This is a genomic window from Ralstonia sp. 1B3 (assembly GCF_036631435.1).
Genome location: NZ_JAPNUG010000025.1, coordinates 1 through 14700, shown reverse-complemented (window position 1 = coordinate 14700; position 14700 = coordinate 1). Strand labels below are relative to the sequence as shown.

Annotated in this window: 11 protein-coding genes and 2 pseudogenes; 6 read left to right on the top strand and 7 right to left on the bottom strand. The window is 65.5% G+C overall.

Going from position 1 to position 14700, the window contains the following annotated elements; all coding sequences use genetic code 11:
• Positions 1-52: 52 nt before the first annotated feature.
• The gene (xylF, locus tag OWR21_RS06770) at positions 53-1081 is read right to left on the bottom strand and encodes a D-xylose ABC transporter substrate-binding protein (RefSeq protein WP_332394844.1); all 1029 of its coding nucleotides are present in this window, start codon (positions 1079-1081) and stop codon (positions 53-55) included.
• Between the two features lie 283 nt (positions 1082-1364).
• Here xylF and OWR21_RS06765 point away from each other — a divergent pair.
• Both OWR21_RS06765 and OWR21_RS06760 read left to right on the top strand, forming a co-directional pair.
• Positions 1365-2587 (top strand): annotated as a pseudogene (locus tag OWR21_RS06765) (XylR family transcriptional regulator).
• Complete coding sequence (locus OWR21_RS06760; RefSeq protein ID WP_316876645.1) at positions 2584-3666, top strand: aldose epimerase family protein; 1083 nt, start codon at positions 2584-2586, stop codon at positions 3664-3666. The pseudogene OWR21_RS06765 and the gene OWR21_RS06760 overlap by 4 nt, the downstream one beginning before the upstream one ends.
• A 28-nt stretch (positions 3667-3694) precedes the next feature.
• Here the strand turns inward: OWR21_RS06760 and OWR21_RS06755 are convergent.
• A pseudogene (locus tag OWR21_RS06755) lies at positions 3695-5120 on the bottom strand (nucleobase:cation symporter-2 family protein).
• Between the two features lie 347 nt (positions 5121-5467).
• Here OWR21_RS06755 and OWR21_RS06750 point away from each other — a divergent pair.
• Together OWR21_RS06750 and OWR21_RS06745 are read left to right on the top strand one after the other, a co-directional pair.
• Positions 5468-6532 (top strand): hypothetical protein, encoded by a 1065-nt coding sequence (locus tag OWR21_RS06750; RefSeq protein ID WP_332394843.1) that lies wholly within the window; start codon positions 5468-5470, stop codon positions 6530-6532.
• Positions 6533-6674: 142 nt separating this feature from the next.
• Positions 6675-6923, top strand: coding sequence for a hypothetical protein (locus tag OWR21_RS06745; protein ID WP_332394842.1), 249 nt, complete (start codon positions 6675-6677; stop codon positions 6921-6923).
• Here the strand turns inward: OWR21_RS06745 and OWR21_RS06740 are convergent.
• Entirely contained in the window at positions 6917-7477 is a 561-nt protein-coding gene (locus OWR21_RS06740) for a hypothetical protein (RefSeq protein ID WP_332394841.1), read from the bottom strand. The genes OWR21_RS06745 and OWR21_RS06740 overlap by 7 nt on opposite strands.
• Positions 7478-7959: 482 nt before the next feature.
• Between OWR21_RS06740 and OWR21_RS06735 the strand changes: the two genes are divergently transcribed.
• Complete coding sequence (locus OWR21_RS06735; RefSeq protein ID WP_332394840.1) at positions 7960-9087, top strand: LysR family transcriptional regulator; 1128 nt, start codon at positions 7960-7962, stop codon at positions 9085-9087.
• On the opposite strand, the gene OWR21_RS06730 is transcribed toward OWR21_RS06735, so the two are convergent.
• From OWR21_RS06730 to OWR21_RS06715, 4 genes are all read right to left on the bottom strand, one after another.
• The gene (locus OWR21_RS06730) at positions 9078-9965 is read right to left on the bottom strand and encodes a helix-turn-helix transcriptional regulator (protein ID WP_147216307.1); all 888 of its coding nucleotides are present in this window, start codon (positions 9963-9965) and stop codon (positions 9078-9080) included. The genes OWR21_RS06735 and OWR21_RS06730 overlap by 10 nt on opposite strands.
• A 110-nt stretch (positions 9966-10075) precedes the next feature.
• Positions 10076-10828 carry a lytic transglycosylase domain-containing protein gene (locus OWR21_RS06725; RefSeq protein WP_442968605.1) on the bottom strand — a complete coding sequence of 251 codons (753 nt, stop codon included), beginning with the start codon at positions 10826-10828 and terminating at the stop codon, positions 10076-10078.
• 24 nt (positions 10829-10852) lie between these two features.
• Entirely contained in the window at positions 10853-11512 is a 660-nt protein-coding gene (sctR, locus tag OWR21_RS06720) for a type III secretion system export apparatus subunit SctR (protein ID WP_065854284.1), read from the bottom strand.
• A complete protein-coding gene (locus tag OWR21_RS06715; protein WP_332394839.1) occupies positions 11505-12668 on the bottom strand; it encodes a FliM/FliN family flagellar motor switch protein in 1164 nt (387 codons plus the stop codon). The genes sctR and OWR21_RS06715 overlap by 8 nt, the downstream gene beginning before the upstream one ends.
• Before the next feature lie 293 nt (positions 12669-12961).
• Here OWR21_RS06715 and OWR21_RS06710 point away from each other — a divergent pair.
• Positions 12962-14700, top strand: a 1739-nt coding sequence (locus tag OWR21_RS06710) for a flagellar biosynthesis protein FlhA (RefSeq protein ID WP_332394838.1), incomplete at its 3' end; no start/stop codon positions are given.

Here is a 14700-nt window from a genome sequence, read left to right as displayed (position 1 = left end):
GCGATGCAGCGTTGGCTCATCGCCGGCACAAAGCGGCCCTGACTACGCGACCTTACTGGCCGCCGATCTGCGCCTGCGTGTAGAAGCCGTCTTTCACCACCAGGTTGACGTTGTCCTTCGTGAGCTGGGTGGGCTGCAGCAGCACCGTGTCGACCTTCTTCTTGCCGTTGTCGTACTGCGCGTTGTACTTCGGCTTGTCACCCTTCGCGAGCGCCACCGAAAGCTGCGCAGCCTCGGTGGCAATCAGCTTGAGCGGCTTGTAGACCGTCATCGTCTGCGTGCCGGCAATCACACGCTTGACGGCAGCAAGGTCGGCATCCTGCCCCGACACCGGCACCTTGCCGGCCAGCTTCTGCGCAGCCAGCGCCTGGATTGCGCCACCGGCCGTGCCGTCGTTGGAGGCGACCACGGCATCGATCTTGTTGTTGTTCGCGGTCAGCGCGTTTTCAACGATACCGAGCGCCGCAGAGGCACTCCACTCCGGCACCCACTGCGAGCCCACCACCTTGATGTCGCCGCGGTCGATGGCCGGCTGCAGCACCTTCAACTGGCCCTGCCGCAGCATCTTCGCGTTGTTGTCCGTCGGCGCGCCGCCCAGCAGGAAGTAATTGCCCTTCGGGCGCACGTTGAAGACGCCCTGCGCTTGCAGCTCGCCCACTTTCTCGTTGTCGAACGAAATGTAGGCATCAACGTCGGCATCGAGAATCAGGCGGTCATACGACACCACCTTGATGCCGGCCTTCTTCGCTTCGGCCACCACGTTGGTCAGCGCCTTGGAGTTGAACGGCACGATGACGATCACGTCGACGCCGCGCGAGATCAGGTTCTCGATCTGGGAGATCTGGCGTTGCTCGCTGGCATCGGCCGATTGCACCGACACCTTGGCACCCAGTTTTTCTGCGGCGGCGACAAAGTAATCGCGGTCGCGCGACCAGCGCTCCACGCGCAGGTCGTCGATACAGAAGCCAATTTCCGGATGCGCCTTGCTCGCGTGCGCCAGCGGCGCGGCCATCGACAGGCTGGCGAGCATTGCACCGCAAAACGCGGCCCTCAGAACACTACGGCGTTGGTTCGATTTCATGTCTCACTCCATCTTCTTTTGTTGGTGGATACCCCTAGGCCGACGGAACGCGTGGTGCGCCGCAATAGTGATCTCGCCCGGCTCCACGGCTGTCGCATGGTGCATGCGCCCGCTCAGCACCGGCAATTACGAAATTGCCCAACCGCCCTAACATTTCTTGCCACCCGGCGGGCATCGTCTGACAGCGCCGCACGCAGCTCATAGAATGTGCGGGCGAGCGGCACGCCCCAGCGCTGCTGCCGTCTGGCAAACCCCTGCCACCGCGAGCGCCCCCTGAGCCACCATGCATCGTCAACTGCCCGATCCATCGCAGCACGCGCGGATTCATCGCATTGCGCTGCTGTTCAACGCCAACAAGGTGTACGACCGCGAGATCATCGCGGGCATTGGCGACTACATGCGCTCCACCCGCGTGACGTGGGACCTGTTTCTGGAAGAGGATTTCCGCTGCCGGCTGCCCGGCATCGAGCGCTTTGACGGCGACGGCATCATTGCGGATTTCGACGACCCCGCCGTCGCCGAAGCATTACGCGGCTGCCCCCTGCCCGTGGTGGCCGTCGGCTCCTCGTATGAAGACCCGGCGCACTACCCGGCAAAGGAGCCTTATGTCGCCACGGACAACGGCAAGCTGGTCGCGCTGGCCTACCGGCACCTCATCGAAGCCGGCCTGCAGCACTTTGCGCTGTACAGCCTGCCCCAGGCGCCGGAAAACCGCTGGGCACAGCAGCGCGAACTGGCTTTTACGCGCTTGCGCCGGCAGGACAATCCCGCCGCGCCCGTTGACCAGGAGATTTACCGGGGCCTGTCGACCAGCGCACCGACCTGGCATCAGGCGATCAGCCAGTTGATCGAATGGCTGCGCGGCTTGCCCAAGCCCATCGGCATCATCGCCGTGACGGATGCGCGGGCGCGGCATCTGCTGCAAGCCTGCATGACGGCAGGGTTCGCCGTGCCGGAAGAGATCGCCATCATCGGCATCGACAACGATCCGCTCACGCGCACGCTGAGCCGGATCCCGCTGTCGTCGGTCATTCAGGGCACCGTGGAGATGGGGCGCACCGCCGCCCATCTGCTGCACCAGATGCTGGGCGGCGCGCGCCTGGCAGGCCGGCAGATTCTCGTGCCGCCCGTTGGCATCAACGTGCTGGCGTCGTCCCGGCATCAGCCGCTTGCCAGCCCGTATGTCATGCGGGCGCGGCACTTCATCCGGCAGTACGCCTGCCAGGGAATCAAGACCGAGCAGGTCGCGGACTACGTCGGTATCTCGCGGTCATCGCTCGAAGAACATTTTCGTCGTGAATTGAATTGCACCGTGCACCAGGAAATCCTTCGCCATAAGCTCGACGCGGCCAAGCACATGCTGGCCAGCCGTGATGTCGCCACCGCCGAGGTGGCGGTGCGCTGCGGCTTTACCTCCCGCAATACATGCACGCCGTATTCCGCCGCGAGCTGGATTGCACGCCGCGCGAATACCAGGAACGCGCCACCACGGAGAGCCAATCATGAGCATCGCGCCCGCGCTCTCCGCACACGCGCCGCTCGACGGCGCCATCTCGTCAGCAACGTGGGGGCACTTGCCGGACGGCGAGCCGGTTCGGCTGTTCACGCTGCGCAATGCCTTGGGCATGCGCGTTTCGATCAGCGATCTGGGCGCGACGCTCGTCTCCTGGCAAGCGCCGGACCGCAGCGGGCGCCTGGGCGAGATTCTGCTCAACCATGCGACGCCTGCTGCCTACCTTGAATCGGGCGGCTTTCTGGGGGGCTTGATCGGACGCTGGGCCAACCGGATCGCAGGCGCGCGCTTTACGCTCGACGGCATCGACTACGCGCTCGACCGCAATGAGGGCGGCAATCTGCTGCACGGCGGCGCGAGCGGTTTTCATCGGGCGCTATGGGACGCCGAGGATCAGGACGGCGCACTGGTCATGCGGCTCGCATCTCCGGAAGGCGATGCCGGATTCCCCGGCAATGTCGCCGTGCAGGTCCGCTATGCGCTGGACGACGACGGCACGCTGTCGATCGACTACGAAGCCCGCGCCGATGCGCCCACGCCAATCAACCTGACCAGCCACGGATATTTCAACCTGAGCGGCAAACCCGGCACCGACATCAGGGGCCACATCCTCTCGATCGATGCCGATGCCTATCTGGAAGTCGATGCCAAGCTGATTCCGACGCGAGCAATGAGTGTCGCGGGCACGCCATTCGATTTTCGGCAAGGGGCGCCCATTGGCGTGCGGCTGGACTGGCCCAACGCGCAGTTGGCGCAGGCCGGCGGGTTCGACCACTGCTTCGTGCTGCGCAATACGGCGCCGGACGATCGCCCGCATGTGCGCCCGGTCGCGCGGCTGTATGACCCAGGCAGCGGCCGCGAGTTGACGGTGCTGACCGATCAGCGCGGGCTTCAGTTCTATTCGGGGCACATGCTGTCGGGCACGCACGCGCAACGCAGTGGCTTATGTTTGGAAGCGAGTGCGTTCCCGAACCAGGTCAACATGCCCGATGCGGAAGCAGTCATGCTGCGCCCGGGCCAGGTCTATCGGCAGCACACCGCATACCGCGTCTCGGTTGCCGCAGAGACCTGAACCGCGCAGAAGCACGCGCGTTGGAAGGTCAATGCGCGGCTGCGGCCGCACCGTGCATGACTTCGTGCGAGCCGCGGATGCCGTTGAACCAGGCGTTCAACACCACGGCCACCAGCGTGCCCATCACGATGCCGCTGTGGGTGATGGGGCGCGTCCAGTCCGGGAAGTGATGGAAGAAGGCCGGCGCCAGCGTCGGCATCATGCCGAAGCCGACCGACACCGCGATGATCAGCAGGTTGTGGCGCTGCTGCTGGAAATCGACCATGCCCAGCATGCGGATGCCGGCTGCGGCCACCATGCCGAACATCACGATGCCCGCCCCGCCGAGCACGTATTGCGGCACCGATGCCACCACGTACGACAGCTTCGGAAACAGCCCCAGCACGATCAGCAGCACCCCGCCGGCCGCCGCCACATAGCGCGAGCGCACGCCCGTGATCGACACCAGCCCGATGTTCTGCGAGAACGACGTATGCGGGAACGTGTTGAACACCCCCGCCACCACCGTCGCCAGACCATCGGCACGCAGGCCGTTGGTCAGTTCATTGCGCGAGATCGGCTTGCCGACCACGTGCGCCAGCGCGAGGAACATGCCGGTCGACTCCACCAGCGTGATCACGATCACGATGCACATCGAGATGATGGCCGACAGCTCGAACTTCGGCATGCCGAAGTAGAACGGCGTCACCAGCGTCATCAGCGGCGCGGCGCTGGCGTCGGCCAGCGACACCTTGCCGAACGCCGCCGCCACCAGCGTGCCCGTCACGATGCCCAGCAGCACGGCGATGTTGCACAGCAGGGCGTTGCCGAACTTGGTCAGCAGCAGGATCGTCACCAGCACGAGCGCGGCAATGGCCAAGCCGAACGGATCGCCAAACGCCGGGTTCGGCACCATGCGTCACCCCATCCACCACCTGCGGAATCGTCTGCTGGCCGCCCGCGGCCCAGTTGATCCCCACGCTCAGCAGCGAAAAACCGATCAGCATGATGACCGTGCCCGTCACCACGCGCGGGAACAGGCCGAGCAGCCGCCCCATCAGCGGTGCAACGGCAATGCCGAACACGCCTGAAACGATTGACGCCCCGAAGATGCCGGGCAGCCCCATGCCGGGCTCGACACCGATGGCGATCATGGGCGCGACCGCCGCAAACGTGACGCCCATCATGACCGGCAGGCGGATGCCGAAGATCAGAAAACCGAGCGATTGGATGAGCGTGCCGATCCCCGCCGCAAACAGGTCGCAATTGACGAGATACGAGAGATCGCTCTTCGACAGGCCAAGCGCATTGCCGACAATCAGCGGCACGGCGATCGCCCCGGCGTACATGACCAGCAGGTGCTGCAGGCCAAGCGCGAACAGGCGCGGCAGGGGCAGAAATTCGTTGACGGGATCTGCAACGGCGCCGGTGATTGTCGACGAAGAGGGCGAGGGTTGGCCGGGGGATTGGCGCATTGTCTGTCTCCTGGGGCCGCCCCCGTGTCAATGCCGGGAGCGTGCTTTAGGCGGATGGGGCGGGTTCCATTCGCCAGCATTCATGCGGCGTGATGCCGCGTATTTGCCGGAATCTTGGAGGGCTGCCCTTTTTCTGTCAACAATTACATACGTTTTTTGTGTACATATTTTGCGTTCTGAAACGCGTGTGCGCTTCGGACACCATCCAACGCTGCTCGGCCCTAAAACAAAAAGCAAGCCGGTCAGCCGCGCGACGTATCCAGCTGCGCGGGCTCGGAATGTTCGTAGGCCTGCTGCCGCCGGAGCGTGACTAGACTGGGTCGGTCATTTTTCTACACGAGCCCATCATGACGATGATCGACGGAGCCAGCATCGGCTACTGGAAAGCGCACGCGCCGGCGCCGGAAACCACGGCCGCGCTGAACACGCTGAGGACCTTCAACGCCTCGCATCCGCTGAACGGCGGGCCCTCGCAAGTGCTCACGACCGCAAACCTGCTCGCCACGAAGACGTCCGAGCCTGGCGCCAGCGCGGCCATGGAGGCCGTCAACCGTGAGCGCCAAGAGGTCAGCGCCGCTGAGGATGCGTGCCGCACGCTGGTCGCCCAGGCGCGTGCCGGCAAGCTCGACACCGACATGCTGCGCGAGGTCCGCTCGCAGACGCAGCAGTTCCAGGACGTGGTCAACGCAGAGGCCAACAGCGGCAGTGAAGCCATCAAGACGAGTGTCCGGAACTACATGGCGGACGGCAAGCCGGCAGATTTCCTGGCCGACTTCCAAGTCGAGACCCACCGTGCGGACGACGTCAGGAACATCGTCGGCGCACAGAACAGCAGCCCCTACACGGTGATGGACACCGACAGCTATGCGCACAACACGGTTGCGCCGCTGCTGGACCAGACCCGACACGACATGCAGGCAGTCGCGCAACATCTGCCCGGCAGTCCGGAGAACAACGCCGCGCTGATCAACCTGACGCATGACCTTGACGTGCTGAAGACCACCCGGCAAACGCTCCAGCAGGATGGCGCTGCCGCCGGCAACATGCAGAACCTCGGCGGTGCCTTGCAAACGCAGGCCACGCAGCACATGACGTGGGGATTCAATCAGTTGAATCAGTTGGAGCCGCTCATGCGGGACGCTACTCAAGTGCAGCGCCAAGGCGTGATCGATGTGGCGATCACGCATACGCCGAATCTGGCGGGCCTGCGTGACAACGCTCTGGCGGCCCTGAATGACGTTGAGGCGGCACACAAGAGCGTGATGGACCCATCCAACGCTGTGACCACAATCCAACAGGTGTTGGGAGGCGTGACTAACCCAACTGGCGAGGCAATGCTGCAAGCGGATATTTATTCGAGCAGTGGACTGGAAGCGCTTATCAGCGATCCTTCGTTGCGGTGGTCGCGCTGATAAGTCCGACGATAAGAGATGCAGGGATTGACGCGAAAACCGGAAGCCAGCACAACGTCTCCCCTTTTGGTGGGTTCCTCTTGGCTCCTGCATCGAAATCCTCCCTTACCACCGCACCACCCGGCACACGCCTTACGAATCCGTGTGGTGCGCATGGGATGCAGCGGCGCATGGCTATCGCTACTACACGCCGGACAAGGTCTATGTGGGCCGTCACGGCCGCGTGGTCCGCTACGAGCCCGCGCAGGACCTGAGCACCGTGGCGCCGGGGCAGATCTATCGCATCACGCTCACCAGCACGCTCACGAAGCGCAAGCCGATGGGCGATGCGCGCGCCATCCTGGCCGCCCACCCGGAACTGGACGGCGGCCAGGCGCGCATCGATTACTGATGACCTGACGACGCTGCGGTGCCGCCATCGGCCTTTCGGCGCGGCCACATGCGGTACACCCAGTTCGACATGAAGTAGCAAAGCAGGCCGCCGATGAACACGCCCATGGGCGTCGTGCGGCCGACCCAGAACAAGCCGATGGTGACCACCGCGAGCATGAGCGTGCTGATGGCTGTGACGATGGACGGCAGCACTGTGGTGATTTCGACATCAGTCTCGCCGACAGCCTCGACGCCCTCGCCTTCCACGATCAGTCGGTCCCGCGCCAATGCGGGGTCGTACCCGCTGATCACGACGTGCCCGCGCCGCGCGCCCAGCCGTGCCGCACGCACCCGCGCTCCGAGCATCGTCAGCACCATCGACAGCGTCATGGTGAGCACCGCCCAGCCCATGCCCACCACCGCCATCAGCGGCGTCGATGCGCGTACTTGAGTGCGCAGGATATGGAGCGCAATGGCCCAGCAGATGACGACGCCCACCAGGAAAGCGCCGCCAACCACAATGAAGGCGATATACGCCTTCCGGCGCGGTTTGCTCGAAGCGTCGCGTTGCATGACGGGCTCCTGACCAGCAAGAAAAGCGATCCGTCGATTCTGGCAGCGGCCCGCACGCACGGTGCCTCCGAGAAATCGTGCGGCTAGTCCGGCTGTTGTCAAACGATGCGTCACGCACCGTAGGCCCGGGAGGGCTGGCGTAGCGTGCCAGGGAGCCTGCCGGGGAAGCGCGCGTCGCGCACTTTCACGCCGGCAAAGCCGCCCCTCATATGACGTAAGCCCCGGCGCCCATGCCTTTTCAGCATAAGGACTACGGTTTTAGCTATTGCGCCGCAAACCCATGCCCACGCTTTTGCCATGCCCAATGGCAGGAACCCGACAATCGTCGCAAGAAAGCGCGCACGCCTCATCAGGCAACGCGCTATCGTTTTCGCAGGCCCTTGAGCAGCGGCGCCCTACGAAAAGCCGGACAACTGCCCAAGTCTTGAAGACATACCCTAGCGAGGCGGATCACCGCCTCTGTTTTCACGATGTGTACGCGCATGGATCTGCGACAGCTTCGCTATTTCGTCACGGTTGCCACGACCGAGAACATCGCTCAAGCGTCTGAACGCCTGCATATTTCAGCCTCACCGCTGAGCCGGCAGATCATCCGCCTGGAGGAAGCGCTGGGTGTGGTGCTGTTCGAGCGCGAGCGCAAGCGCCTCAAGCTGACGGAGGCGGGGCGCAGGCTGCTCACCGAGGCCCGGGCCCTGCTTCAGCAGGCCGATACGCTGGCACGGCGCATCGTCCAGCCCGACACCAGCCAGGCCCAGGCCGACCCGCAAGTCGAAGCCCGCACGGCGCTGACATTCGCCTATACGCAGTCGTCGCTCATGCCGGGCATGCCCGCGGCACTGCAGCGCGTGGTGAGGGCCCTGTCGACAACGGCCCCCGGCATGCGTGCCGACATGCTCGTGATGGCCCCGGAGCGTATCGTCGCCAACGTCATGCGCGGCGTGTTGCACGCCGGCCTGATCGCGGGCTACGTCCCCGTGCATGACGGTCTGGACCAGGTGTCGGTCGCCTATGAGCGCGTGACGCTGGTGGTCTCGATCAACCATTGGCTGGCCCGCCAGAACGTGGTGGACGCCTGGCAGCTGGACAACGTGCCCATTGCGCTGGACACCGCGTTGCAGGATGGCCTGTTCGGTGCACTGACTCACTGGTGCGGGCGGCATGGCGCCACGCCGGGGCCGCTGTTGATCACGCCCGACGCTGCCGGCGCCAGCGACCTGGCTGCCAGCGGCATCGCGGTGACACTGCAGGTGGGCCAGGCACACACCGCCCTGCCGCCCGACCTGGTGCGCGTGCAACTGGCGTGGGACGCGCCGCAGATCCACACCGCCCTCGTGTACCCGAAGGTCGATTGCCATCCGGTCGTGAGTGCCGTGGTGTCAGCCCTGAGCGGCACACAGCCCCGGCGCACCGGCCTCGCAGTCGAAGCTCTTGTCCGTGCCGGGCCTCGGTGTGCTGACGGACACGGGCACGCCCGTGCCGCCGGCGCCCGCCCGTATCGAGCTTCCTTCGAACACGCCATGCGGAAGCAACGTGCTTCCCGACGATCACCTGAACTTCCTGCACTCCATGCTGGCCTGAGCCGGCACCTTGTCCGTGCCCGCTATCCGTAGCAGGCGGCCTTCACCAGTTGCACGCGCGTGGTCACGCCAAACAAGGCGCGCAGGCGGCGCAGGTGGTAGTCGACGTTGTGCGTGGTGAGTTCGAGCAGCTGGGCGATCTCGCGATCGGTCATCCCCTTGATGAGGCAATCCAGGATGCGCTGCTGCACCGGCGAGAGATGCGGATCGCCGGGCAGCGGACGGGACGGCACCAGCTCGTAGGCGGTCAGATACTCATGGACGGCCATGCCGAGTGCCAGCGCCTGCCCGATCACGGCGTCAGAAATCCAGCGCCGGTTGCGGTTGCTGGAATGAAAGCGCACCACCACACGCGCCCGCCCCTCCGGGGCCGGCCAGCAATACGTCACGCCGCTGGACACGCCAAAGGCCGCGCAGTCCAGCAGATACGCCTGCATGCGCGCGAGGCCCGGGGTGCGATCCGTCCACGCAGCAAGGTCATCGGCATCCCACACCAGCGGTGTGCCGCTGGCCAGGCACCGCTTGAGGCACGGATCGATCTCGTGATAACGCTGCGAGAAATAGCGATGGATCCAGTCAGGCTTGCCGTACGTGGTGAGGCTGGAGAGCACTTCCACCGTGCCGGAAATCATGCGCGCGACGCTGTACTCGAAGCTGTCGAAGCCGATGCTGGTCAGCACCTCCTGCACCTTCTGGCGGCGCTGATACGGCTGCATGCTGGCGGCCAGCTGCGCGGCGAGCTGCGGCGCATGGACGGCCAGCGTGTGCGGCGGCTGGCGCGTGATGATCTTCTGGTCGTCGAACAACAGAACGCCGCCCAGCGTGCGCATGTGCACGGCATCATGCAGCCCGGCGGTGGCCGACTGGGGCGTGAAGTAGGAAGCTCCGGCGTTGTCGCTGGCACTCGTCATGGTGGGTTCCCGGAAAAACCGCAATGGCTCTGCGTAGTCTTGTGGTTGCCTATGCCGCTGTCCATTGCCGAATGAGAACGAGATCGGACGCGTGCGGTCCGATGTTCCGCTCAGTGCCCAAGGCAGCGCACGCAAGTCCCACGGCCGCAACTGACCAGCATGACCTGCCGGCCGGCCGGGCACCCCGCAGACGATGTCATCGGGCGTGGGGACAACGGCGACGGTGTGTGCGCTGGCATGGGCGCTGCAGCGGCCTGCACGCGCCGCGACGGCTCCGCCAGCGGGATCGGTTGCGCGCGTGCGGGGGCAACGTCGATCGGCGGCACGCCCGCTTGCGCGTTGGCCACCACGCGGCTCACGTAGCCTTCTCGGTACCCTACGCTGAAGCCTCCCGAGTAGTAGCAGGACAGCGCATGCCGCAAGGCTTGCTGTTCGATGGCCGTGCTGCGCGTGGCCCGCGTGAAGCACTCGCCCAGGATGCGCTGGCTGGCGGCCAGATTCCGGCACGGGTCGAGCACCGTGGCGGTGGTCTCGCCCAGGCGGGCAAGGTTGCGCCGGTTGATCTGCGCAAGGCCCAGGCTGAAGTCGTAGCCGCGCTGCTCAAGCATCTGAATGGTCGCCTGCGCTTCTTCCATCGACACCGGTTGCCGCGCGAGCCGCGCGCCCACCACGCCGATCGCGTAGGGGTTGTAGCCGGACTCGGTTCGCACGAGCGCCGCCAGCGTCATCACATCCACGCGCGGTGCGCACTGCTGTGCCACCTGTGCAAACTCCGCGGCGGAAAGCGCGGGGCCCGCATGTGCCGGGCCGGCGGCAAACGCCACCACGGACATCAGCAAGCCGCAAAAGACACGAATCCGCATGGCCGCCCCTTCCGTGTTGACGGTTCAGTGGTACGACAGCACCAGCCCGTGGATCAGCACGGCCCAGCCGTCCAGCATGACAAACAGCAGCAGCTTGAACGGCACCGAAATCGTCGTCGGCGAGATCATCTGCATGCCCAGCGCCAGCAGCACGTTGGCCACCAGCAGATCGACGATGACAAAGACGATGTAGACGACAAAGCCGATCTGGAACGCCTTGGTGAGTTCGGTGAGCGTAAAGCTCGGCACCAGCACCGTCAGGTCATCGGCCTGCAGGTTCTGGGCGCGCCCGCTGGGCCAGATGTTGGTGGCGGATTTCAGGAAGAAATTGCGCTCGCGCTCCTGCGTGTGCTTCTGCAGGAACGCCTTGATGGGCGGCACGCCGGCGTCCACGATGGCCATCACGTCATCCACGCTGAACTGCGCGCCGGAATTGAAGTTGCGGCCCTTGAGGTTGTTGACCATGTCGCCGCCCACCGGGGCCATGATGAACAGCGTCAGGATCAGCGCAATGCCGTTGAGCACCAGATTAGGCGGTACCTGCTGGATGCCGAGCGCATTGCGCGTGAGCCCGAAGACGATCACCAGCTTGGTGTAGCACGTCACCATGAGCGCCGCGAACGGGATCAGCCCGATCGCGACGATCATCGCGATCATCGGTACGGGATTCGGCAGGCTAGGCATGGTCGGGCGTGTCGTGCACGAAGGCGGCGACGCGCACGGCGAGCCGGTTGCCGACGGCTACCAGCTGGCCGCTGCCCACCAGGGTGCCGTTGGCGCGGATCTGCACGGTCGTGTGGTTCAACGGCTGCTCCAGCTCGATGACCTGCCCGGGCGCCAGATTGCGCAGCACGTGCAACGGCAACGCCTGCTCGGCCAGCTCGAACGTGGTCAACACTTCGATGTCGTCAAACGAGGCCACCGGGGCGCCTGCTGTGGCCGCACCGGGCAAGCCCTTGGCCTGCACCGGTTTGGCGGGGTTCCTCTCATCGGGCATGTCGCGCTCCGTGTGGCGGACGGCGTCCACCATGATTTGTTTGCCGAGGGCATGCGCGGCGATGCCCAGCGTGGGAATGCCCGGCACCGTGCCGACGCACTCCAGCGCTGCACCGCGCGAAGTCCATTTCTCGATGGCGATGATGTCGCCCTTGGCCACGCCACGCAGTTCGGAGGCGCGCAGCTGCGTCTGCCCGATCGAGAAACGCACACCGATCGCCAGGCGTTCCATCCATTGCGGGGCGCGGTTCGCAGCGTTCGCAGGCGCGTCGCGGTGCGCCTCTGCGCCGTTCACCTCTTCCAATGCCTGCTGCCAACGCTGCCAACCGGCAAGGTCGTCCATGGCGATGGCACCGCTGCCGCGTGTGGCGCCGTCGTCAGTGCCGACGGCAAAGCCCACGGCATGCTGCATGAGCCATGCAGTAGTCGGGCGCATGCTGACGTCGGGCTGCCAGCGCACCGGCTGGCGCAACTGCGTCTCCACCGCGCGCGACACGTTGCCCAGCGCATCGGCCGCCAGCGCGCAGAAGATTGCATGCGGCACGTCGGGCTGCACGCCGTCATCGGCCAGGCGCGTGGCCAATGCCACGTCCGCCAGCAGCCAGCCTTCATGTTTGCCCACCGCAAAACGCAATGCATGCCAACCCGGCAGCGGCGCATCCGGCTGCGTTGCCGCATCCGCGCCCAGCGGCGTCCACCGCAACCGCCAACGCTCGGCCCCCACCTGCACGGGTGGCACCAACACGTCGCCATGCGCCTGCACGTACGCCCACGACTGGGCCCGCGCTACGCCGCTGTCCAGGTGCAGGAGTCCTTCGGCCTGCGCGAGGTCAGTGACCGACACGGGCATCTCTCGCTTCACGTTCTTTTCGCGGCTCGCGGCTCGTTGGGAGGGTGGCTGGAAAACGGAGCCACTGTAGTGCCGATGCCCCCCACGCCCGCTACTCGTTCTCGTAACCGCCGCAAACCTGCTCATCTGCCATTACGTGAGTTCGGACGCGGCGGCGCGAAGTGCCGCTCTTACACTGGGCTCGCCTTGAGGCACGCCTGCACTGCATGTGCGGAGCAGCGTTCTTCAGGGTGTTGCTGCCACGTCGCGCCACGGTCGACGTTCCAATCAGGAAGGTAAGGAAGGCCATGCCCAGCATCCCCAACGCGCAGGAAGCCCTCGCCAAACTGCGTAACGATCCGAGCCATGCCGCGTTTGCCAGCGGCCTGCTGCGCTATGACCTGCTCATCGCGCTCTTCATCGGGTCTGTGGTGGCGCTGTTCGTGTTGCCGCTGCCCACGGTCGTGCTCGACGGGCTGATCTCGCTGAACCTGGCGGCGAGCGTGATCCTGCTGACGATCTCGATCTACCTGCCCTCGGCGCTGGCGTTCTCTTCGTTTCCGTCGCTGCTGCTGTTCCCGACGCTGTTCCGGCTCTCGCTGAACATCGCCTCGTGCAAGCTGATCCTGCTGCAGGCCAACGCCGGCCACGTGATCGACACGTTCGGCAAGCTGGTGGTGGGCGGCAACGTTGTGGTGGGTGGCGTGGTGTTTACCGTCATCGCCATCGTGCAGTTTGTCGTCATTGCCAAGGGTTCGGAACGTGTGGCGGAGGTGGGCGCGCGCTTCACGCTCGATGCCATGCCCGGCAAGCAGATGAGCATCGACGCCGACCTGCGCGCCGGCATCATCACGTCGGATCAGGCCAAGCACCGCCGCGAGCTGCTCGAACAGGAATCGCAATTGCACGGCGCCATGGACGGCGCGATGAAGTTCGTCAAGGGTGATGCCATTGCGGGCATCCTCATCGCCGTGATCAACATCCTGGCCGGCATTGCGGTGGGCGCGCTCATGCACGACATGTCGGTGGCCGATGCGCTGCACCGCTATGCCGTGCTCACCGTCGGCGACGGCATGGCCTCGCAGATTCCCTCGCTGATGGTGTCGATTGCGGCGGGGGTGGTCACCACGCGCGTGTCGTCGCGCGAGATGAACGACCGCCACCTCGGTCAGTTGATCGGTGCGCAGATCGCCGCACACCCGCGCGGCCTGCTAATGGGCGCCCTGGTGCTGTTTGCGTTTGTGCTGGTGCCGGGCATGCCGAAGTGGGCATTCCTGTCGCTGGCCTTGCTGGCAGGCGCAAGCGCGATCCACTTCCTGCGCGAGCGCCAGGCGCCGCCGATCCTGAATCTGCTGTCGGTCGGCGCCGAAGGCGCTCGGCGCGCAGCCGGGCCGCCCCGAAGAAGTGTCTGCGGCGGCGGGCATTGCCGCGCCGGTGGCCGTGCGCCTTGCCGAGAACCTGCGCAAGGACATCAAGCTGGTGCCGCTGCAAAACGCACTGGCCCGCTCAAGGCGGCCGTGGAAGACGACATCGGCCTGGTATTTCCGCGCGTGCACCTGACCTACAGCGCGCAGACGCTCCCCAATCACTACCGCATCTACGTGCAGGACGTGTTTGCTTCAGACGGCACGCTGCAGGTCGCGCATCGCCTCTGGACGGAGGCCGCACCGCCCGCCGGCGTGGACGCAGAAAGCACCGCAGCGTTCGGTCCATTCACCCACGCGTGGTGGATGACGATGCCGGCACCGCAGGCCGATGAGACCGCCAAGGCTGCATGGGGCCAGGCGCTCGAGCCCGAGCAGGTTGTGGCGCGGCACGTGGAAGCCGTGATCCGCCGCCACGCTGCCCAGATGGTCGGCATTCAGGAAGTGCAGAACATGCTGCAGCTCGTGCGCCGCGACCGCGCCGAGCTGGTCGGCGAACTGACGCGCCTCGTGCCGCTGCAGCGCGTGACCGACGTCCTGCGCCGCCTGCTGGACGAAGGCATCCCCATCCGCAACCTGAACACGATCCTCGAAAGCCTCATCGCCCGCTCGCCGCATGAGCC

Excerpts from the sequence above, each read along its gene's own strand:
- OWR21_RS06730 (WP_147216307.1), bottom strand. The coding sequence starts at position 9,965 with ATGACGAGTGCCAGCGACAACGCCGGAGCTTCCTACTTCACGCCCCAG.
- sctR (WP_065854284.1), bottom strand. The coding sequence starts at position 11,512 with ATGCCTAGCCTGCCGAATCCCGTACCGATGATCGCGATGATCGTCGCG.
- OWR21_RS06750 (WP_332394843.1), top strand. The coding sequence starts at position 5,468 with ATGACGATGATCGACGGAGCCAGCATCGGCTACTGGAAAGCGCACGCG.
- xylF (WP_332394844.1), bottom strand. The coding sequence starts at position 1,081 with ATGAAATCGAACCAACGCCGTAGTGTTCTGAGGGCCGCGTTTTGCGGT.
- OWR21_RS06740 (WP_332394841.1), bottom strand. The coding sequence starts at position 7,477 with ATGCAACGCGACGCTTCGAGCAAACCGCGCCGGAAGGCGTATATCGCC.
- OWR21_RS06725 (WP_442968605.1), bottom strand. The coding sequence starts at position 10,828 with ATGCGGATTCGTGTCTTTTGCGGCTTGCTGATGTCCGTGGTGGCGTTT.
- OWR21_RS06760 (WP_316876645.1), top strand. The coding sequence starts at position 2,584 with ATGAGCATCGCGCCCGCGCTCTCCGCACACGCGCCGCTCGACGGCGCC.
- OWR21_RS06735 (WP_332394840.1), top strand. The coding sequence starts at position 7,960 with ATGGATCTGCGACAGCTTCGCTATTTCGTCACGGTTGCCACGACCGAG.